Raw genomic sequence first — 22,321 nt, 5'->3', positions numbered from 1 at the left:
GATCACAATATTAAGTACTTTTAAGAACGGAATTACTTAAAATCTTATTAAAGTTTAAGTAATTCGTTTAATAGTTTTGTCAGATTTAAAAACCAAAACAAATAATGGCTTCTATATTTTCAAGAATTGTCAGCGGAGAAATACCTTCCCATAAAATCGCTGAAAATGAAGAATTTTTAGCTTTTCTTGATGCATTCCCTATCGCCAAAGGACATACGTTGGTTATTCCAAAGAAGGAAGTTGATTATATATTTGATCTCGACAATGATACTTACACCCGGCTTTTCCTTTTTGCAAAAAGTATTGTTCCTGCTCTGGAAAAAACAGTACCATGTTTGAGGATAGGTGTGAGCGTGATCGGACTGGAAGTTCCGCATACGCATATTCATTTACTTCCATTAAACAGTATGTCCGATGCTGATTTTAGTAAGAAAATAAAGATGTCGCAGGAAGAACTGGCTGATTTGGCACAGGCGATTCGTAATAATTTGTAAAAGGAAAGTATCCACTAAAAGTAATTTGATGGTCACTTTTATGGGAAATGTTACTTGCTCAGTAGTCCTTCTTTTCTTAAACCAAGCGTAAAGCCATAAGTATCGGCATATAACTTGCCTAAATCCGCAGCAACTGATCCTTTCAGGATTGTTCCTCCAAAAATGTTGATATTACCTTGCATGGTTATCAAACCAGAAAATTGAGTAGGAGAGCCTACGAAAGGCACATCGTATGTTCCTGAGTTACTTGAATAGGATAATTTTGTAGTCCATAATACTTTCTGTAATAATGTTCCTCGAAGCCCCATATGAAATACACTCACGCGGTTATTACTTGTAAAGCTATCCGCGTAGTTGGGCCACCTTCCTTTGGTGTCTGAAGTTGGCGTAATAAATGGCGTTCCGATGGTCCTGTCATAATAGGACCAGCCATCCCGGACCTGGGCATTGTTGAAATAATTATCTTTACCCAGGTTTTGTCTTATGCCAGTCTGAATGTCATTCAATGGACCTCCCTGATTTTTAGTATTTAAAAATTCCAGAACGATATGTCTGATCTGGAAGTTAGAGCCATAAGAATTTTTTAACTTAATTGTTACACCATTTAATCCGTCCTTGATATTGCTCAACCATGCAAGAGATCCATCTTCATACAAACTTTGGCGATAGAACATGATGGTAGCTCCGTATGTCTCTATTTCCAGGCCGAAATCAACTGATCCAAGGTGGTTGCCAACTCTTCCGGTCGAGTCCTGGGCAGTCGGGTTATCAGTATGTGCTTTGCCAGTTACAACATTAATATAATTCTTAAATCCCTTTGGCATTTGCCCATCTTTGGTGTAATAGGGGCTTTTTCCGCCCCATTGCACTTGATGATTAAATCCCCCGTACAATTTTACTCTTGATGTTTCTTTGCCCAATCGGAAATATATTGCCTTTTGATGAAGTTTAAGCTGGCTTGTAATGGGCCTGTTGCTCTCAAAAACCCCATCTGAATAAAATCCATTAAAAGAGATCCAATCTTTGGTAAATGGCAATGAAACAAATCCATTTGTCCCCAACTGGATTTTTGGAATTGGCAACGCATTTCCCGACCAGGCATATGATCCCGTTCCCAAACTGGAATCGGCCAATCCGACCCATTGCTTTTTTCTACCTACAAATAATTCCCATTTTTTGTATCGAATACTACCAAATGCCTGTGGTAGAAGAAATTTATTTTCTTGCTTTGTAATATTTCCAACGGCTTCTGCACCGAAACCTACCCGCCAAGTATTTATTCCTGAATCTGACATCTTCCAGAAATGTTCAAAACCAGCCCGAACACTACCAGCAGGGCTTGTACGAGGAACAATTCCAAATTGGTTGGCCTGAAGCCAAAACGGCGTTCGTGAGGTAGAAGCTCCTAATCCAATAATTTCAATATATGAGGATGTGGAATCAGCATAATTATTGTTTAATTGTACTGACTGTGCATAGCTCTTGCTAAAATTAATTAATGCAAAAAAGGAAACAACTGTTATGCAAATTGATTTCATAAGCTACTTTCAATGGTTTTTTTAGTGTGTGTCATAATATTAAAATGGGAGGGCCTGCTTGTAAATAGATATTAATTCGTACAATAAAAATTATTAAATATTACACTTTACATATATCACTAACTATAAAAAACCAATTTTACGGTAGCCAAGTACGAAGCTTGAAGAACTTGGATATAGTGAGCCAATATCGGAATAAAAACTGGCAATAAAACTTCCATTTCTCAAAAATTTCATTTTTTTGGATGCACTTAATTGCATAGAGAATTGTTGGACCGCAGAATTAAACGGATTTATGTAAGTTCCGAAATTGCGGGAATATGTACCCCTGAACTGTAAATCGGTATTTAGCCAGGAAGCTTTTACACCTGAATGGAAGGCCCAAATTCTATTATTATTTGTAAATTTTGTGCTATTTCTAGGTAATACTTTGTCGGTCAAATCCTGGTTTGGGTTGAGTGCAGTTCCAATTTCTCCCCCTTTAAAAGAAAGCCCTTGAGAATAAATATAAGAATTGTAATAATCGCCCTTATCGAAAAGAGCCAGACCGGATAACGGGGAGTTGTTTGTTTGATTTTTTGTGCCAACGACTTCAAAAAGGAAAGAATTAACATCAAAATAAGTTTGATCCTTCATTAAAGGTTTATTGCGTCGTATACGAATACCGTTTAGTCCGTCTGCAAAATTAGTAACTTTGAAAAGAGAGCCGGTCTCATAAATATTTTGGCGATATAAAAGATATGTCCATGCTTTTGCTGTCCATTCCCCGGCAATATCAATCGTTCCAAAGTGCGATCCGATTTTTCTATAATCGAATGTTTTTCCTGAAATTACGTACCAATATGCATTTATCGTATTAAGCTTACTTACAGGAGATATTTCACTTTCGCCACCCCATCTGGCCTGATGATTAATTCCTGCAAAAATCTTTATTCTGTCGGAAGGCTTTCCAAAACGAAAATATAGAGATTTTTCATGAAAATACGTAGAAGGTACAGATGGTACACTTCCATAAGATATATTGCTGGGACCAAGCCTTCCATCTCCAAAAGATGCTTTAACTGAGATGAAATAATTGGTAAACGCCAAAGGATAAAATGAAGGAATTGAAATCTGAAATCCAGGAATTGGCCTTGCATTTCCAGAAAATGACAGTGATCCCGAGGTTAAGGTAGTATCCATTAACCCGGTTACATGTTTTTTTTGCCCAACTAATATTTCAACAGGTCCAATTTTGCCAGCTGCGTACAGATCGGTGAAAAAATAGTCTGATCGTCTTCCATATCCCGATTTTCCAAAATTTGCTATCAACTCTGCACCTGCCGACCATTGAAATATTCTTGGATTATTTGTATTGTAGTTTTTGTAGAGGCCAAACTGTCCCAAACCAAACGTTCCGTTTCCGGGGACAACGCCATTCTGATTAGCACGAAGCCAAAACGGAGTTTGCGCAGTAGACGCAGCCAAAGAAATCGCGGTACTATAAGTTAAAGTGGAGTCTTGCGCGTTAGCAAAAGATGAAAGTATACTAATGCAAAAAAGAAAAATGTATTCACGCATAAAATGATATACAGGCATTTAAATATTTCAAAATGCACAGATGATTGTCAGCTTATTTATTTAACGAATAAGGCCAATTTTTCGCCATCCGATGTTGAGAGCAGAATTGGATGGGTACAATTTACCAAAATCACCTGATAAGCTAACATTTAAAAAGCTGCCATTTAAAAAAGACACTGGTCTTTCCAAACGAAGGATCACCGAGGTTTGGCTGAGAGAAGGGGAGAAGGGAGAATTATACGTTCCGAAGTTTCGGGAATAAGTTCCTTTAAATAAGAAATCTATTTTTTTCCAGGAAGCTGTTAATCCCAGGTGAAATGCAGTTATACGATTATTTCCGGTAAATGAAGCGGTATCTCGGGGGATATCATTCCTATACATATCTTGTGGCGCAACCAGCGGAGTTCCGAGTGCGTTGCCACGATAAGACCACCCCTGTGAGTAAACATAGTGATTGAAATAATTATCATTACCAAAAATCCCCTTGTCGTAATCAAAAACACTACCTCCCTGCTCTTTGGTGTAGACAAATTCCAATAGAATTGTATTTAGTTTAAGTGATTCGTCGGTTTTATCAATTTTTGTTCTTTTAAATCTTAAGCCATTCAAACCATCAGCAATATTAGTTAGTTTTGCCAAAGACCCATCATCAAAAATATTTTGTCGGTATAGGAAAATATTCCAGTTATTTCCTCTCCATTCCGCTGCAAAATCAATGGTTCCAAAATGGTTCCCAACTCTGCTGTTGGCCCAGGGTTTTCCAAAAATCACATATCTATATGCTTCACTTTTCTTAAGACCTCCTGTGAAAATCTTATCTTCGCCTCCCCACATAGCCTGGTGGTTTATTCCTCCGTACAAGCTAAGTTTATGATTTAATCCTCCAATGCGGAGATAAAATGACTTTTGGTGCATGTAAGTATTAGGTACTTCTTTAACATTACCATAAATAACTGCAGCTGATCCTAATATTCCGTCGGCGTAAGAAAGTTTAAATGACAAGATATCATTTTTTGGAATAATGTTAACAAAATTAGGTGTTGATATCTGGATACGTGGGAATGGACGTGCGTTCCCTGACATTGATATGGAACCTGAGGTCAAAGTTGTATCAGTCAAGCCAATCATTTCTTTCCGTTGTCCGACACTTATTTCAACTGGTCCGACTTTGCCGGCCAGGTATAAATCTGTAAAGAAAAGAGAACTTGACTTAGCCGCATTTGTGATTAGCTGCGCTCCGGCAGACCACTGAAAAAATCGTGGATTACCCGGATTGTAGACTTTGTAAAGTCCCCATTGTCCTGATACAAAAGAGCTGTTTTTTGGGATTACACCATATTGATTCGATTGAAGCCAAAATGGTGTATTCCCACTAACACCAGCCGCTTGTAAATTTGCAGAGAAATAAAAAGTGGAATCCTGTGCTTGGACTATACTTCCAGTTAAAAGTAAAAAGAGAATAATATTAACTGTAAGTAATTTGTTCATTATGATAGACTGGAAATTATATGAAGTTTTAAATTTAATGACTAGAGTCCCTTTCTTCCAAGTATAACCCAGATTGTCAATAAGATAATCTTCAATTCCAATTGAATACTCCACTTTTTGATGTAATAAAGATCGTACATTAACTTATGCCGTGCGTCATTAACCCCTGCACCATACGGGTACATAACCTGTGCATATCCGGTAATCCCTGGTTTTACGTTATGTCTGATGCTATAATACGGAATGGTCTCGTCAAATGTCTCTGTAAATACAGGCCTTTCAGGTCTTGGCCCAATCAGTGAAATATCCCTCCTGAAAATGTTGATGATTTGCGGAAGTTCGTCGACCCTGCTCGCGCGCATGAAAGACCCATAGGAAAAGATTCGGGAATCTTTTTTCTTGGAAAAGCTGGCACCGTTAACTTCTGCATCCAGACGCATTGACCTGAATTTTATACAACCAAAATTTTTATGATCCATTCCGACCCTTTCCTGAAAGTAAAATACAGGCCCTGGCGACTCCATTTTTATTCTAAAATAACTCAATATCCAAAGAGGCAAACTAAGCATAAAAATTGAAGCCGAAATTGTTACATCAATAATTTTCTTAGGATAACGGACTCTTCTTCCAAAATTAAGATTAGCACTGATATTGGGGTTGTTTTCTGAAACATTGAGAGGGATATATACTTTTTTGAGCACTGTCTCACAAAAATCATAAACAGTGCTGATTCTTATAGATTTGTTTCTACGAACTACCAGTTCATAGATCACACTATAACGGCTATCATGTTGAGGATTTGTAACTAAGTGTATCTTCTCAAATTTGTCAAGAAGAGGACTTACTGCATGATTTAAAAGGTAATCATCGTCTGTTGAAGGGGGAATCAAGGTAATTTCCTTATAGTTTTTCAACAATAAGGCCAGATCATATTTTTGAAGGAAATAATCATAACTCGTAATTATAAGAACCTCGTTGCTGGTAGCCGTCTTACTTCGAAGGCGATGGATACTAGTTCTATCAGTGATAAATGTTTTGTTCATGTGTGTAATTGATTATAGCGGTGTATGTTATGCAAATTTGTACATAATTTATCAAATATAATATTTTTAAGATTGATACAAAAAAAAATTACATATTTTGAATTTATGAATTGATTATTTCTCAATAAACCTTGTCTCAACTATTTCAGCGATGGGTTTACAATAAATTTAAGATTATAAATTTCGGCATCGGGCATAAGAAATGCGATATTAGCAGGTCAGTACTATTTTAATCGTGGAATTCTATATCATACATTATTAACCGATACATATCCTTTGCCTATTCTTTAATTTTTGACAAGACAAATAAACAATACGATCATTTTTTACAGTGTTTTTATAACTCTGGCCGGATTTCCTGCAATAATGCAATTGGACGGGACATTTTTGACTACTACCGACCCGGCACCGATTTTAACATTATCACCAATTGTGATAGGCCCAATAATACATACATTAGACCCGATATCAACGTTATTGCCAATTATAGGACTTGCCGAATATATACCTTCAGATAATTCCTTGTTACCAATTGTAGTGGAAGGCCTGAGGGTACAATTGGAACCAATAATTGTTTCACAATTGACTACCAAAGCCTGTCCATGAAATATAACCAGACCTCTGCCTGCAACAGTTTTGAAGGGAAGTTCACAGCAAAAAATCCACTCCACCCAAAGTCTGTAAAACATATTATAAGGAAGAAGAAGAAAAAAGTATAATTTATTAAGAGATGCGAGATTGGCTATACGAAATAAGCACAAAATGAATCGTGCCTTATTGTTCCCTTTATTACGCTCCCAGTCCTGAAAAATGTTGAAACTTCTTTCCATGTAAAATTCTATTAAATTAATTATCTCATTTTCGCATAAAAAGCCTGTACAGATTAATTGTTTGAGATTTTTTAATGCACGTATCCTGCAAAAGTGCAATAATTAGTTACAATTTCATCCGGCTTTTGTACAGGTTTTAACAGAATTTGTTTTTAAGACATGTCTTGACCATATCTTCGTGAGGCGTGATTCTAATTTTTTTGATGACAAGATACGAGAACAAACGTTTCTATCTGGAAATATCATACGAAGTCACCTGGAGATTCTTCCGGAAGGGTTTTTTTGTCTTGAATTCTGAAATATCTTGGTTTCGTATATTGCTATCCTACTTTTTCTTTTCCATGCACTTGATCCACCTTGGTCGAAACCTTTTGTTTGGAAAGAGATTTTCTTTTGGAAAATGAGAAAACCACTGGTTGGAATTTTTGTTCCAGGAGGTAACTTAAAAATAATATTAAAACAATCTTGAATATAATTGTGAAGTATACATTATCTAAAATAAGAATATTAAGCCATAGGATTGGATAATGTATGATATACATGGCAAACGAAACAGGAGCAAATATTTTAAAATAACCAAATATCATATCAAAATATCTTAATTTGAAATTCCACCAGATCAGTCCAGTTATAATAATAACAAACGCAGAACCGTAAAAATGAAGATGAGTACTATATGGAATTATAGAATTTATTTCTGATAAACTTTTGTGTTCAAACATTATACCCTTAATTACTGGAACGGCCAGTATACAACTCATTATTAAAAGGCTCACTAAAATTGGAAATAAACCAGTAAGACCAAAAGTATTTTTAGTCGTGTAGATTCTTGCCGCTTCAACCCCGCACCACCATAATAAAAAGTATGCCGCAATTAAAAGTAAGTGATTCGGATATACCAGATACAAGAGCCAACCAATAATGGAGAAGATCAGAATGTAATAAATCGAATTCTTTATCTCTTGTTTATCAAAAAATTGGATGAGTGGATAAAACATCAAATAAAACCACCATTCATAGGATAATGACCATAACGGATAGTTTTTAAGAAATGTTAATACAATTATTCCTGGATTAGAGCCCAGATCCTGAAGCATTAGCAAATTGCCAAAAAAGTCAATAACATCTGAGGTATGAAAAATATCTTTGTTGCACAATAATACTGCGATGGAAAGAATAAAAGAGGCAATTGTAATCGGGAAAATTCTTAGCCAACGTTTTTTTGCGTAATCGTAAAATGTGATATTCCCGTTATTATAAAATGATAAATAGATTACAAATCCAGATAAGAGGAAGAAAACCAGCACCGCTTCCTGGGCGTGGTAAAAAAACGAAATTAAAATCTTAGGTGTTTTATCAGTTTTGTAAAATTGAATAAAGTGAGTAAGCATTACATACAATGCCACGAATCCACGAATGGATTCCAGTTTGCCGATTTTCATAAATGATAGTGTTCGCTCTTTATTAGGGTGTAAGTGTGGTAATTCGGCTGTTTCTCAGGTATCAAAATAGCATTAGCGAATCTAATAATTTTATTATAAATTTTCTCATAAATATTTTACTTTTTCAAATTTCGAAATCTTTTGATATGAATTTTATTGTTATGGTGACTATAATTCAGGCCAGAAATGGGGAAGTAAGATTAAACAGTTCCCTGATCCAACCTTCGATGGAGTAATTGAATTTGATTTGAGGATCAATTTGTTCATAGCAGGTTTCAAAAAACGATTTATCAATTTTTGGATTATTTCTGTCCAATATAAAAATATTTTTAGCGTTGTAGAAATCGTAATTTTTAATATCTGTATTTGTTGTAATAATTTTTCTATTGGCCCCAAGCATTTCAATTGTTCGCATAGTCAACCCTGTCTGACTTGGATGTTGAATATCCAAAATTACTTTGGCATCTTTAATATATCGTGTGATTGAATCCTGAGATAGCGATTTAAATTTAAACTCTTTAAATTTTGCGTGACGAAATCTTTTGTCAGATATTTTTTTGTAAAAAAATAATTTAGAGCTAGGGAAATACATGTAAAAATTATTTTTAAGCTGTAAGGCATCAGACTGATTTTGTACCTCCTTGATCAAATTATAACGATCACTATGGATGGTACCAATGAAGCAAAGATCAATGCTGACTGAAAGATGTGAATCCTGCGAAATCTGATCATATTTATCAATAAAGAAAAGTGGCCTGAATTTAATACCGGGTATTTCCAGTGCGTCACCTTTATCAAAGGAAAATATGTGGTCAAAAAATGGTAAACAAAGCGACGCGTACTTTTTGTTTTTCAGGGAATCCCACATATAGACGATTAATACGGCATTGGGATGCTGTATTTTTAATGCTTCCAATGCAGAAGGCAACATCGCTTCAAGCCCAACTACAAGTATATAATCATATTTTTTCTGTGCAACAGACCTGATAATGCCTTGATAGTAATTATTCAGCTTTTTAAGAATAAGATTGCGATTAACACGGATACTGGCTTTGGTAATAAAGTCATTTTCCGGGCGTTCGTCGAAATAATCAACGCGGGCTCCCAGCTGTTTTAATTTTTGCGTTATTGCCGCTTCATATCCAAAGAATGTCGGTGCAAAAAATAGAATGTTTTTATCCTGTAAGTCTTTCATTAGCGATATAAGCCGCGATTTTTCATTTCTTGTATAGAGTGTGCATAATTATCTTCTGCAATTTCTTGAAAATTAACCCAATCAGAAAATAATCTTATTCCTTGTTCAAAAGAGAATTCAGGCTCGAAACCTAATTTTTCTTTTATTTTCCTCATGTCAGCATAATTATGTCGAATGTCACCCAAACGATAATTACCACTGACATTGACCGGTACTTCAATACCATAATTTTTGACCAAAGTAACCGCAACGGTCAAAACATCAGTTGGAACACCAGTCCCGACGTTAAATATTTCTGAGTTTGCTTCGTCCTTTTCAATTCCTAAAATTGTGGCAGCTACCACATCTTTGATATATACAAAGTCTCTGGTTTCTTTTCCATCCTCAAAAATGTTGATGGGGTTACCATTTTTAATTTGGGTAGAAAAGATAGAGAGAATACCCGTATAGGGATTTTTTAGCGATTGTCCTGGACCGTAGACATTTTGATATCTGAAAGCAACCGGATGAATACCAATCGTTGGACAGACGGTCATTATCATCTGTTCCTGATTTTGTTTGGTGATCCCGTATATTGATGATGGGTGTATTTTGGACTCTTCATCTGTCGCCAATAGTTCCAGATCCTCATTGCAACCAGGATATTTAACTTCAAAATCACCTGTGTCCATATGTTCAGATAGGCGATGTTTTGGATAAACAATGCCTAACTCATTGCTTTTATATTTTCCTTCACCATAAATTGACCTGGAAGAGGCAATCACTACTTTTTTGACCTGATGTGGTTTGTTTGCCAATAAATCCAGCATGATGGCTGTACCATTTACGTTCACGTCCACGTATTTTTGAATTTCATACATGGACTGGCCCGTTCCGGTTTCAGCAGCATAATGAACAATTACATCCTGTTCCTGAATGGCAGTTTCCCAGTCGCTCTGATTTGTAACAGAGCCGTGGATAAAGCGAACCTTATCTTTTATACTTTTATATAAAGGAGAAGAATCGGCGGGATTATTACCATGTATTTGTGGCGACAAATTATCCAGTATACTGATATTGTAACCTTTGGAAATTAATTCCAGAGCTAAATTACTCCCTATAAAACCGGCCCCTCCGGTAATCAAAACATTTTTCATATCAGATAATTTCCCAAATATTACTTTCAAAATTAAATTTTTTTATGACTTTGGCCGGGCTTCCCACAGCGATACAATTTGGCGGTATACTTTTGGTAACAACAGACATAGAGCCAATAATTGAACCTGAACCAATAGTTACCCCAGGTAAGACGCAAACAAACTCGCCAAGCCACACTCTTTCCTCAATTATTACTGGTTTGGAAGATAATGGCCTGTCAACAGGCAGGGTAATCGGACTGTGATGAATATTGTCTTTTCCATAACTACCATGATTCAAATCTGAAATGAAAACTTTACTCGCAATAAGAACGTCATTACCTATAACCACCTTTTCTGACGCCACTATATGCACGGAATCATTAATTTGAACACGGTCGCCAATAATCAGACAGCTTTCCTGCTTGTTTGATTTAGGATGTGCCTCCAGCCGGCAATATCTTCCGGTTGTAAAACCCTTTCCAATTTTAATATATTTCTTATTACGAATTTCAAAAGGAAAACGAATCAGTCGTGCTGAGGAGAGCAACAACTTTGTCCTGATAAGATCCGATAATAAGCGAATTGTTCCAAGAAACCCATACCTGCGAATAATCTCCATATACTATTTAATTGGTGTTTGGGTTACATTGCCTAATCGGTTCGATTGTAGTTGTATCGACATATTTTTAAAATGGTAATTATTTACTGAATGATATTTAGCTCTTCGTTACAAGTGATACAGATAATTTTTTTCATAGTTTGAGCTCACGCTGTCATTAAATTGCATATATCTAGGTATTGCCGGGCTCTTTCGGTTGGGGTAGGGAGTTTGTTAAGTACTCTTTTCCCGTTATCTATCAGTTGATTTCTTAAACCCTCATTTTGTTGAATTTCCACTAGTGTTTGCGCTATTTCCACTGCATTCAGAGGGTCAAAGTAAACTGCTGCATCCTTACATATAGTAGTTGCAAATGATAGATTTGATGTTAAAATGGGTTTTTCCATAATCATCGCTTCCGGATAATTGGCAGAAAAACATTCAAGAAGAGTAGGGAGAAATACTGCATCGCATTCAGAATATAGCTGGGGGCAATCCCTAACGTCTATTCTTCCTAAATTAATGATTCGGCTTTTTGCTTCGGGCGTGAAGTTTTTTTCCAGGATTAACGGATCAATTGTCAGAACAAACTTCAATTCATGAGCAGGATAGTTTTTATCTAGAATAGGAATGATTTTGTTAAGAATATCAAGATTTTTATGGACAGAATAGGTACACAATGATAAAAACCTGAACTCATTTTTGAGTTTCTCCGGTAGTATTCTTTTTTCTTTATTGAATTGAAACTGTAAAAAGTAATTATTGCAGGTATTATTTACTGTGAAAAAATGACTCCTTTTGTTACTTATTAATTGTTCAAATCTATCACTGACATCACTTGTTTCTGATACGTAGTTCTTCCCATTTCTTTCCAGAAAAAACAGATGTATGATTTTCAAAACACTTATTTTTATTTTTTGTGAAGTTGAAAGAATGTTGAACAATGGGGAGTCGGGGTATACATAGTGGGGGTAGGCATACCCCTGCAAGTGAGGGACACCGGGTGTCCACCATGACGGGCCAAAGATACTAAACACTTTATCGGGTTTAATTTCTTTTTCAAGTCGTCTTAATTTTGCTCTTGTTTGTAATCCTGATAATCCATATAATGGATGATTGGAAAATGAATAAAATTTAAAATTTTCAGGGAATAATTTTAGATCTAACTGGCTCTTGATAGTTTTGCTCAAAAATATGTGATATTCATGTTCCGGGAAATGAATACATTCATTGATGAACGATACTGAGACCTGTGTTACACCTGAAGCACTTAATGCTGACGTGTTAATTAATAATTTCATTCTAATGATTTTCCAATTTTGGACATTTAAATTTCTGGGTTTGATCAATTAGAATCATTGTAATAGATTTTCTAATCCATGAATGGAACGAAGAGGATCAAAAATTTTCTTTTGATTCTGTAGGTGGCTAAGTACTTGTTCTTGTAAACGTTTGTCGTTTAGTAAATTATAAATGGCCTCGGCCATAGCCTCTTTGTCACCTACGGGGACCAGCAGTTTTTCATGATTTAATATTTCTGCGGGACCTGTGTAACAGTCTGATGAAATAACCAGCTTATCAAGCAATAACGCTTCCAGCAAAACAATTCCAAAGCCTTCAAACCTGGTGCTCAATACAAACAAAGAGCTGTTGGCAATGTAGGGATATGGGTTTTGTTTAATACCCAGGAAAAATACAGATTGCTGCAATCCAAGATCCAGAACAAGCTTTTCAAGGCTTTCGCGATCACGACCATCACCCAGAATTACCAGATTGTAAGCAACTGCATATTTTTTCTTAATCAGTGCCAAGGCATTTATCAGGCTGGTAAAATCTTTTTGATTTTCATCAAGACGAGCAACTGAAATAATGTAGTCATTTTCCTTAATTCCGGGAGGTAGCGTATAGGCTTGATCTGCCTGAAGTTTTATCTGCTTCTCAAAAAAAGGATTATAGAATAAATGCAAATTTTTCGTGAGTCCCAGTTCAGCCATTTGTTCGTAAACTCCTCTGGAAACCGCGATTACCTGATCGTAGTTTTGCAGTTTTTTTAACCAGTTTTTTATCCGGTAAGCTTTGAAAAAATGACTAAAAATATGGTCAATAGAAAAGTGTATGAAAATAATCTTCGTTATATTGCTGTACTTCTGAAAATAATCAGGCATTACGCTATCCCCCTGAATAATTGTTGTAGGACGATACCTGTCCATTACTTCATCAAATTTTTTACTAAAGAGTATATTATATTTAAGACGATAAGCTGCATATTTTATTTTCCCCCAATAGCCATTTGAGAAACCAGATAACATTTCGATTAAACGATTACCGATGATATCATTTGAAAAATAAATAATGTTCACCGTCTTCTCAATACTGTATTCCAAAGTATTCTTACTTGTTATGTAAAACATAACGCATAAAATAATTTCATATTTACCCGTTGCAGCAAGTTCATTAACATAAGCTACTGTGGCTTTCTCTGTTCCCCCAGTAGAAAGTGAGGTAAGGAAAAATAGTACCTTTTTTTTCATAATCAATTTTATCAATCTGATTGATGTTTAGGAATAATACTGCTATCGAAACACTTTAAATTCCGATACGCCCATTCCTCCTCCTTTTTGCCCTGGACCGTCAGGTTTAAGAGCACGCAGTTTGAAATAGCGGGCAGATATAGGACTAAACTTTAAATCTACTTGAAGGTCGGCGTTATTCTCTTTGTGCGTCAGTATTTTCCAGGTAATGTTGTCGGTTGAAGAAAATAATTGAAAGTCGGTAGCGAAAGCAGCCGGAGCAAAGTCGACGCTGGCCTGCTTCAGGCCTTCAACGGTTTCTCCCATATCCAATTTAAGTGTCCATGCATATTTTCCTCCCGCTTGTGCTTTGGTTGCGATTTTGCCGTCTACTGCGTTTTCAGGGTCGTAAATCCCCATAAATGGAGTTACGGTGTACTGGTCGTCGTTGTCAAGCAATTCTGCGAATGCTCCAAGCGCGTAATTTTTTGGGGTAGCGTTTTTTCCTAAATGAAACTTTAAACTTAAAACAGAGCCAATTGAATCGCGAACTATGGGGTCACGATCTCCGGAAGGAGTAAGCATTGCATCCCCGACAATTCTGACGGCCGGAGATGTTTCTATTTTCGTTTTAAAACGATTTGAAACAAACTTGTCGGAGTTATCTTCCTTGGAAAGAATGATATAGGATTGTCCCGGTTCCAGTACAACGTTAGTTATGTTGAGGTATTGAAATCCATCGGACTGTACTTTCGAAGTATCAGAATGCAGGTCAGCGAAAAAAACAGGATAATCGTCAACAAAACGCTTGATTACGATATTGTGTATATTTTTATTTCCTTGCACAAATTGGCGACCTATCTGATCAATGATTACCGGGTCTGGTCCAATAATGACCTTCATTCCACGATAATAGTTTTTTACATCAATTATTTCTTTTGCACCTGAAATATTTTTCAATGGCAATCGAATTTCTGTCCTGGCCAATTTGAGTAATTTGGGACGAAAGTTATAATTTTCATCAAAAATTTTGCTGATCACTTTTCCGTTTTCTATAGATATTGCCTTGATCCGGGTTTTACCATAGATCAAAAATGGTTGGGAATAAGCTTTGCTCTTCGTTGTAGGATTGCTACCGTCCGTAGTGTAAAATATTCTGGCGTTATTATTGGCACTGAGCTGAATTCGCTGGGGACCGTCGTACAAGATATTGGAGTTCAGTGATGATATGGGAGCCGTACTTATGTTTTGATTCTCTTTAACAAACTGACCAATTTTTGCCAAAACTGGTGCATAATCAGGGTTCGACACCTGGCCGTCAGGCGATATTGGAATATCCAGCATGTAGGTGGCACCCATAGCCCAGTTTGCTTTTATATTCTTAATGATCATTTCTGCGGACTTTGGCTTCCTGAATTGTCTATCTGGTATCCATGCCCAGGTTGTATCTAACAAATTATCGACTTCAATGGCCATCTTTTTTTTTGCGATAACCGGCTTAGCCACCAGGAGAGCATTTTCTTTTGTGCCTGGTAAACCTTCGTACACAAGGATATCGGTATCTGGCCACCTCAGGGCAATTCCTCCATTTCCCCAACCAGGGTTATTGGCAAAAATTACATGGGGATTTTCCGTGCGTACCGCAGGTAAAATCTCATCCCATGGAAACCATTTTGGGTCAACATATTTGTATATTTCGGGAGTTCCACCCATATCTACCCAAAAGCCGTCAATACCCATCTTAACCAATTCGAGAATCAATCCTTTGTTTAAGGTTCCCAGCGTGCCGTCTGGTGCGGTGTCAATAACCTTTTTGTTCCAGCTATGATCGGGAGCAAAATAACCTACAAACTTAATTCCCCTTTTATGGCAAGCCGTGATCAATTCCTGAACAATATTTCGGGATGTTTTTAACTCATAACGACTTGGTGTAGTTGATGGCCACATCCTTATTCCATCACCACCTTTTACCGAGCAGTTTAATATTTTTCCACCCAGGGCAATGACCGAACTTACTGCCTTATCGGCGTCAAAGTTTTTTATTCTGTTTTCATATGTTATAATATCTTCTTTAGAAGATAGGGCAGGTTCCAGAGAGGGACCAAACGGATACCAGACTCCAAATCTGGCATCAGCGAACCATTTGGCGCGATAAGATTCAGCAATAAAGTCTAATTGTTTTTGAGCCGTTCTGCCTTGTGAATCAATTACTTTAACTGTAAATATAAAAGTACCTTCTTTAATCGGCGTCCCTTGAAGTTTTCCATCCTTTGTCAATAGTATTCCATCAGGCAAAGAACCTTTATCGAGGGTCCAGTTGTAAGGATTTTGTCCACCAGAGGCAACCAACTGATAAAACGGTTTTTTGCCTGTCTGGGTCCAGGATTCATAGGGCATATTATCAACAAATGCCGGATATATGGAGGTCTGTGGTGATTGAGAATAAATGCTCGAAGAGGTAGTAGTTATTTTAGGTGTGCTATCTTGTGCTTGTGATATAGTAGTCAACAAGATAAATATAATCAGTAAAATAGAAATGCTATTCTTGGTCATTGCGTCTATTTGTAATGTATGGTGTGTGTAATTGATTAACTGAAAAGATTTATATCATCGTATGGTTAAGTGGATGACACGGTTGCAACTCTATATCTTATAATTAAAAAGACAGTTTTCGTAAGTATATAGCAAATAACCAGAAAGAAGAGGCGCCAGAAAATATAATTTGCAAATACAATACTGTCATCAATTAACAAGTTGGATAAGTAAGCAATGAGGGTTAGGAAGAGATAGCCGAAGTAATTAATTCGGGAAACATCCAGATTTCGGAAAGTATTTCTCACTACACCAATGGCAGTTCCAATAAAACCAGAATAAATAATGGCTCCCCAAAAACCTAGGAAATGAAGTGCCACATAATTATATCGGCTATTAGGCCCGCCGTCTGTTTTACCATAGTGGAAATTTTGGATATCAGTTCCAATCACATCAGGCGGGGAAATATTAAAGCCAAGATTTTTGAGGATCGTTCCCCATCCGGGGTAGAACAAGTACTTCAAAAATGACTTTTCCTTAATTGAGTTCATGACGGCGTCATTGTAGCCGAGGAGAAAAACGTCGCCACTGGCAAGGAGCCGGATGAAAACACCTGTTACCGCATCCACAGCATCTCCTCCACGGGTGATGGAAACAACTAGAACCGGAAATGACGCCAGGCCCAGAATTAATGGCCAGGAAATTTTTATAGGTTTTGCCTTCCCCTGGTAAATCAGCGGCAATTGAATCATGAAATATTGGAATACAAAGACAAGTATGGCACCTTTGGATCCTGTGGTCAATATTCCAATGGCGACAAAAAACCAGCAGACTATGTCGAAATAATTGTATTTTTGCTTCCTGACTAGTATTTTGTAGAAAAGCACCAATGGGCATAACAACCTAAATGATGTAATGAATGCCATGAGAATGCCGTGATTTTCAAAGGCGGACAAATGGGTTACATCCTCCTCGAATAACACAATCCCGATTGTCATGATGCTGACGATTTCGCATAGAATATAGGCTATGCCGATAATCCAGGTGAAAATATCAAATTCTGTAATTTCATTTTCATGATATTCTAACGGCTCCGATTGGAATATCGCTCCAAATTTAATAACAGGGATATATCTGGAAAGGTATAAACCAAGGAATAGTGCTATTTCCGTTGTCAAAAAGGACCATTTGTAAAGAGGCGCCAATTGATCCTGGAAATATAAAAAGCAAACACAGAATGCCCCACCCGCCATACTGGTAACCGTCCAGATCATTGGATCGAAAATGCCCCAGTAAATTTTTCGATAGAGAACCAGGTAACCCAAAAGTAAAGCAAGATACAGGATCAGATAAAAATTTAAATTATCCAATACAGTAACAGCCAGTTGTGCGTGATTCATTTTTTATAGTCCCTCTGTAAACTGTAAATTTTTCTTCTGATCCAGACATAAAGGCCCACAAGCACTCCGAAGTGCTGTGTAATTATTTTTACAAGATTTTCATCGTACTTCTCATCTTTTGCATAAGAACTTACGCCGTGACCATCAAAGATCGAGATCAGCTTGGGAATATACACAAATTTTGAGGTATGGCTTTTAAAAAGCTCTATATTGTAAATATGGTCGGCGAAAATTTTGAAAGACTGGTCATAATCTTTGTTCTTATATACCGATTTTGGATAAAAGATAGCCTGATGCGAAACACTCCCCAGGGTCATAGACCATTTGTTTAGCTTTCCGTTGTATAGGCGGTTCGATGTTTTTATGTAAGCGTTTCCATAGTAAATTTCGTCCCGGTTTTTAAAATACGGGACTACTTCTTCAATAATGGTAGGGCTTAAAAGCAGATCATCTGCACCTAAAAATATGAGCCAATCACCTTGGGCAAATTTTTGTCCCTTGTTCATGGCATCAAAAATGCCATTATCTGATTCGCTGACAACGCGGGCAATGAATTCTTTGTATTTATCCAGCAAATCCAGGGTTCCGTCCGTAGAGCCGCCATCAATAATAATATACTCAATATTGGGGTATGACTGATTTATTACGCTTTTTAAGGTATTATCCAAAGTGGCTATGGCGTTGTAAACGACTGTCACAATGGATACTAGTGGTGTTGATGTATCAGACATTTTAATTTTTATAATTTCCTAACTCTTCTTCTATGAGCATATCCAGAACCTGGTAAAACGTCAGATCATAATCCCATCCCAAATCCTGAATGGCACGTGTGTTGTCACCATAAATATCTTCGATATCCGTGGGTCTCAACAGTGTTTTATCAATGATAACTCTCCCCATGTCCAGATTTAACTTGTCGAAAATGTAAACGACAATTTCCTCCAGCGTAATACTTTTCCCAGAGCATATGATATAATCGTCTGCCTTATCTTTCTGCAACATAAGCCACATGGCTTCCACATACTTAGGAGAATACCCGAAATCTCTCTTGACTTTTAAATTTCCAAGTTTCAATATTGCGGTGTCATCTGACGTCATTTTTATTGCTTCCCCGATCACCTTCTTAACAAAAAAGTTGCCGGATCGCAGATATGATTCATGGTTAAATAATACACCACTGCAACAATGAAGTCCATATGCCTCCCGGTAATTTATTACAGTCCAGAACGCTGAGGCCTTGCTTATTGCATACGGACTTAATGGGTGCATGGGAGAATTTACCTGTATAGGTAATTTATGTACAATTCCGTACATTTCACTGCTTGAAGCCTGGTAAAACTTGGTTTTTGAATTATGAAGTCTGATCGCCTCAAGAAAATTTAAAACCGATACAAAGTTGAATTTTATGGTTTCGATAGGATATTCAAACGAAAGACCAACGGAGCTTTGAGCCGCCAGGTTATAAATTTCGTCAGGATTATATTTGCCAAGTAATCTTAAAATGGACGCTTGTTCCCATAGATCGCATAATTCCAGCGTTACATCCTGAAAAATTCCCAAATATTCCAGCCCGTGAAATTTTTGATTAAGATTCCTTACAATGCCTACTACTTTATACCCTTTCGACAACAGAAGCTTAGCTAAATAAGCACCATCCTGACCAGATATTCCCGTGATTACCGCAACTTTCATAATATAGATTTATAGATATCAAGTGTTTGGGCAGACATCAGATCCCAGGAAAATTTCTTGGCCTGTTCTAAACCTTTGATTTTGTATTCTTCCCGCAATCCGGGGCTGTAAATAAACTTTTCTACTTGTTCCAATATATTTTCCTTATTTTCCGGATCAAAATAAAGAGCAGCATCTTCACCTATTTCAGGCAACGAACTTACTTTACTTAAGATTGTCGGACAACCATTACTAAATGCTTCCAGAACAGGAATGCCAAATCCTTCATATAAACTGGGAAATGCAAACAGTAGAGCATTTGTATATAAAGATGCGAGGCTGTTATCATTAATTGGCACCTGGGATACCTGATTTTGGATATTCAATGAAGATAACAAACTGATTTCATTTTGTTGAAAGGCACCTCCGCCGGCACAAATGACTTTGATATTTCTTTCTTTTATCAATAATGGTTGAATGGCTTCGATAAAGGTATTGAAATTTTTATATGCGCCCCTGTTTCCTACAAACAGGATATAATCCCCCAATTTATTAGCAGACGCAACTTCAGAGTCTGCGGCATTAACAGAGTTAGCTAGATAAGTAACATGTATTCTATTCTCATCGATTCCGTAGTACTCAATAATATCTCTTTTTGTGCTGTTTGAAATAGCAATTATTGCAGATGCTTCTTTCAGCAGTTTTTTTCTGTTGGCCAGTACCTGATCAAAGCCCGTCAGGATATCTGGATATCTATGTGAGAATTTTTCGTGGATGAGGTCATAAAATGTTACAACAAACGGACGCTTTCCGAGTATTCCATCCAGAAAATAGGTATCATAATATGTAGGGTGAAAAATGTCGTATTTTCCTTTTTTAATAATATTTTCCGAAACTTTTTGGTTTAAATATTTTTTAATAGATCCCTTTCCTCTAAACTCAAATGGAATGAACTTTCTTGAATTGTACAAAGACTTTTCTGTTGTGAATTCGTTTTCTGACAAAAAGATAGTGTTTTGACAATCATTATCCAGTCGAAGAAGGCCTTTGGAAAGTTCATAAAAATAACGTGAGATTCCCCCGTAATTTTGATAGTGGTAAATTTGGTGATCAAATAGAATTCTCATAATGTCGTTCCTTGTGTGTGGTTAGCTATTCCGCGAATAAATTTAAAGTCATCATCCAACAAAGATTTATTGGTAAACATCTTTGAGACAATATTGGCTATTTTTCCTCTTATACATAGGCTAAACAGCAATGGGTTAATATTACGGCGGGTTATCAGGTGTAAAGTTTTACCGTTTGTGTAAAAATTGCAATTAAGTTGATTTGCAAGGTTCTGAAGTGATTTTTCGGAGTATAACGCAATATGCTGTCCGGTTTCCGGTGTAAAATACCACCAATCGTCCGACGTGCTGATTTTATAATGAGGTACAAGTTCTGTGGAGAAAAATATTGAATCACTTAATTCAAGCATTTTTCTTGTCTCGGCCACAGGGTCCAATAAATGTTCAAATACTTCAAAAGCAGTTACAAGTTCAAATTTTTTTGTTGTTGCATCTTCAATGTCAAAGTGAACGGAAAATAAATTCTCACAATGCTTGTCAAATCTGTAAAAGTCATATCCCCGGTCACGCATAATTCTGACCAACATGCCATAACCGCCGCCATAGTCCAAAAATGAACCTTTCGTATTGAAACAAGTGACAATTAGAGAGGACAAAAGCGTTGAAATACGAATATTTCTACTGACAAGACCTATATCCAAGGAAGTTATAGCAGAGTCATATGCTTCATTCAACCAAAATGGCTCATCCGTTTGTATAAAATTACATTGAGTACAGCGATGATAGTCAATGGAATACTTATTAAGAATGTTAGTTTTGGTATTGAATAATATTTCTGTACTACTATTACAGATTTTGCAGTTCATCATGCTAGATTTTTTTTAGATTCCGTTTAATATTTACAGAAATTTGGCAACCACGCGTTTGAGCTTTTTTCTGACCCTCATGGCAAGGTTGATTTCTTCCATTTCAAAAATTGAATAATCTGCATCTATTATTGGCACAAAAAACTTAGGATGAGTTATTTCATCAAATGATTCTAATGGTAAATTAGCAAGCTTATGATCCACCTCATTCGTGTGTGTTCCCCTTTCATTAAACCCGATGTTAGTTATCATATTGTAGTTTGGACAAACTGACAACCCATTGTTCCAAAAATTCAGAAACGCGTATTGGTAATCCCAGGTATTGATATAATTGTTCCTTGTCTGTATGAAGGCATTTGTCAGATACTTTCTGACAGTATCTTTTTGGTACACATATTTCAGAAGATCCAGTTTTATAAATTCATCCAGTTTGTCCAGATTTTCGTCATAATTCACCCATACTCTTCTCCATGAGGCCCAACCCCACACATTAGTAAACTTGGAAAAGTAGTAAGTGTCGGTACCGAATTTTTTACTAAGCAGATTGGTTCCCCCTATATGCATGATTCTGGTGTCAAAGCGGTACTTTTCCAATAACGAATCGCAAAATCGAAAAAAGTCTTCATTGGGTAAACAATCGTCCTCCAATACAATACCTTCTTCTTCATTCTCAAAGAACCATTTGATTCCACCACTAACTGCTAATTTGCATCCGAGATTATTTTCACGGAATAAAGTTTTAACCTCGCAGTCCCAATCAATATTTAGAAGTTCCCGGGTTTGCTGGCACAATTCCTTCTCTCCATCTTTATTATCCCGCGCACCGTCAGCAGCAATATATAATTTATCAGGCTTTCCTTTTCTTATTTGCTCAAATACCAATTGTGTAGTATCAGGCCTGTTGAAAACCAAAAGGAGAACAGGTGACTTAATTTGATACATTGGAGGGTTAAATTTAATATTGTTAAT

The 22,321-nt window shown here is 36.6% G+C and carries 19 protein-coding genes; 1 reads left to right on the top strand and 18 read right to left on the bottom strand.

Annotation, left to right across the window (positions count from 1 at the left end):
- The first annotated feature begins 104 nt into the window (after positions 1 to 104).
- Positions 105 to 494: an HIT family protein gene (locus LXL81_RS21275; RefSeq protein ID WP_234648782.1), complete on the top strand. Its 390-nt coding sequence runs from the start codon at positions 105 to 107 to the stop codon at positions 492 to 494.
- 50 nt (positions 495 to 544) lie between these two features.
- On the opposite strand, the gene LXL81_RS21270 is transcribed toward LXL81_RS21275, so the two are convergent.
- The 18 genes from LXL81_RS21270 to LXL81_RS21185 all read right to left on the bottom strand — a co-directional run bounded on the left by LXL81_RS21270 (position 545) and on the right by LXL81_RS21185 (position 22,294).
- Entirely contained in the window at positions 545 to 2,032 is a 1,488-nt protein-coding gene (locus tag LXL81_RS21270) for a capsule assembly Wzi family protein (protein ID WP_234648781.1), read from the bottom strand.
- Positions 2,033 to 2,155: 123 nt separating this feature from the next.
- Positions 2,156 to 3,610, bottom strand: coding sequence for a capsule assembly Wzi family protein (locus tag LXL81_RS21265; RefSeq protein WP_234648780.1), 1,455 nt, complete (start codon positions 3,608 to 3,610; stop codon positions 2,156 to 2,158).
- 42 nt (positions 3,611 to 3,652) lie between these two features.
- Positions 3,653 to 5,080, bottom strand: a complete 1,428-nt coding sequence (locus LXL81_RS21260) for a capsule assembly Wzi family protein (RefSeq protein WP_234648779.1) — start codon at positions 5,078 to 5,080, stop codon at positions 3,653 to 3,655.
- A gap of 41 nt (positions 5,081 to 5,121) precedes the next feature.
- On the bottom strand, positions 5,122 to 6,123 hold the full coding sequence (locus tag LXL81_RS21255; RefSeq protein WP_234648778.1) for a sugar transferase: 1,002 nt from the start codon (positions 6,121 to 6,123) through the stop codon (positions 5,122 to 5,124).
- A gap of 326 nt (positions 6,124 to 6,449) precedes the next feature.
- On the bottom strand, positions 6,450 to 6,953 hold the full coding sequence (locus tag LXL81_RS21250) for a serine acetyltransferase (RefSeq protein WP_234648777.1): 504 nt from the start codon (positions 6,951 to 6,953) through the stop codon (positions 6,450 to 6,452).
- Positions 6,954 to 7,273: 320 nt separating this feature from the next.
- Positions 7,274 to 8,395 (bottom strand): acyltransferase, encoded by a 1,122-nt coding sequence (locus tag LXL81_RS21245; RefSeq protein WP_234648776.1) that lies wholly within the window; start codon positions 8,393 to 8,395, stop codon positions 7,274 to 7,276.
- 175 nt (positions 8,396 to 8,570) lie between these two features.
- Positions 8,571 to 9,590, bottom strand: coding sequence for a hypothetical protein (locus tag LXL81_RS21240; RefSeq protein ID WP_234648775.1), 1,020 nt, complete (start codon positions 9,588 to 9,590; stop codon positions 8,571 to 8,573).
- Entirely contained in the window at positions 9,590 to 10,756 is a 1,167-nt protein-coding gene (locus LXL81_RS21235; protein WP_234648774.1) for an NAD-dependent epimerase/dehydratase family protein, read from the bottom strand. Before LXL81_RS21235 ends, LXL81_RS21240 begins: the two co-directional genes overlap by 1 nt.
- The gene (locus LXL81_RS21230; RefSeq protein ID WP_234648773.1) at positions 10,728 to 11,327 is read right to left on the bottom strand and encodes a hypothetical protein; all 600 of its coding nucleotides are present in this window, start codon (positions 11,325 to 11,327) and stop codon (positions 10,728 to 10,730) included. The genes LXL81_RS21235 and LXL81_RS21230 overlap by 29 nt, the downstream gene beginning before the upstream one ends.
- 146 nt (positions 11,328 to 11,473) lie before the next feature.
- Positions 11,474 to 12,607: a glycosyltransferase gene (locus tag LXL81_RS21225; RefSeq protein WP_234648772.1), complete on the bottom strand. Its 1,134-nt coding sequence runs from the start codon at positions 12,605 to 12,607 to the stop codon at positions 11,474 to 11,476.
- 54 nt (positions 12,608 to 12,661) lie between these two features.
- Positions 12,662 to 13,837, bottom strand: a complete 1,176-nt coding sequence (locus LXL81_RS21220; RefSeq protein WP_234648771.1) for a glycosyltransferase — start codon at positions 13,835 to 13,837, stop codon at positions 12,662 to 12,664.
- Positions 13,838 to 13,879: 42 nt separating this feature from the next.
- Entirely contained in the window at positions 13,880 to 16,369 is a 2,490-nt protein-coding gene (locus LXL81_RS21215; protein WP_234648770.1) for an FN3 associated domain-containing protein, read from the bottom strand.
- A 65-nt stretch (positions 16,370 to 16,434) separates the two neighbouring features.
- Positions 16,435 to 17,748, bottom strand: coding sequence for a hypothetical protein (locus tag LXL81_RS21210; RefSeq protein WP_234648769.1), 1,314 nt, complete (start codon positions 17,746 to 17,748; stop codon positions 16,435 to 16,437).
- Complete coding sequence (locus tag LXL81_RS21205) at positions 17,745 to 18,479, bottom strand: glycosyltransferase family 2 protein (RefSeq protein WP_234648768.1); 735 nt, start codon at positions 18,477 to 18,479, stop codon at positions 17,745 to 17,747. The genes LXL81_RS21210 and LXL81_RS21205 overlap by 4 nt, the downstream gene beginning before the upstream one ends.
- A gap of 1 nt (position 18,480) precedes the next feature.
- Positions 18,481 to 19,440 carry a GDP-mannose 4,6-dehydratase gene (locus LXL81_RS21200; protein ID WP_234648767.1) on the bottom strand — a complete coding sequence of 320 codons (960 nt, stop codon included), beginning with the start codon at positions 19,438 to 19,440 and terminating at the stop codon, positions 18,481 to 18,483.
- Positions 19,437 to 20,546 (bottom strand): glycosyltransferase family 1 protein, encoded by a 1,110-nt coding sequence (locus LXL81_RS21195; protein WP_234648766.1) that lies wholly within the window; start codon positions 20,544 to 20,546, stop codon positions 19,437 to 19,439. Before LXL81_RS21195 ends, LXL81_RS21200 begins: the two co-directional genes overlap by 4 nt.
- Positions 20,543 to 21,355, bottom strand: a complete 813-nt coding sequence (locus LXL81_RS21190; RefSeq protein ID WP_234648765.1) for a class I SAM-dependent methyltransferase — start codon at positions 21,353 to 21,355, stop codon at positions 20,543 to 20,545. The genes LXL81_RS21195 and LXL81_RS21190 overlap by 4 nt, the downstream gene beginning before the upstream one ends.
- A gap of 30 nt (positions 21,356 to 21,385) precedes the next feature.
- Positions 21,386 to 22,294, bottom strand: coding sequence for a nucleotide-diphospho-sugar transferase (locus LXL81_RS21185; RefSeq protein WP_234648764.1), 909 nt, complete (start codon positions 22,292 to 22,294; stop codon positions 21,386 to 21,388).
- Positions 22,295 to 22,321: the final 27 nt, after the last annotated feature.

It is taken from the genome of Dyadobacter sp. CY356 (assembly GCF_021440195.1).
Taxonomy (GTDB): Bacteria; Bacteroidota; Bacteroidia; order Cytophagales; family Spirosomataceae; genus Dyadobacter.
This window is presented reverse-complemented; position numbering and strand designations above follow the sequence as displayed.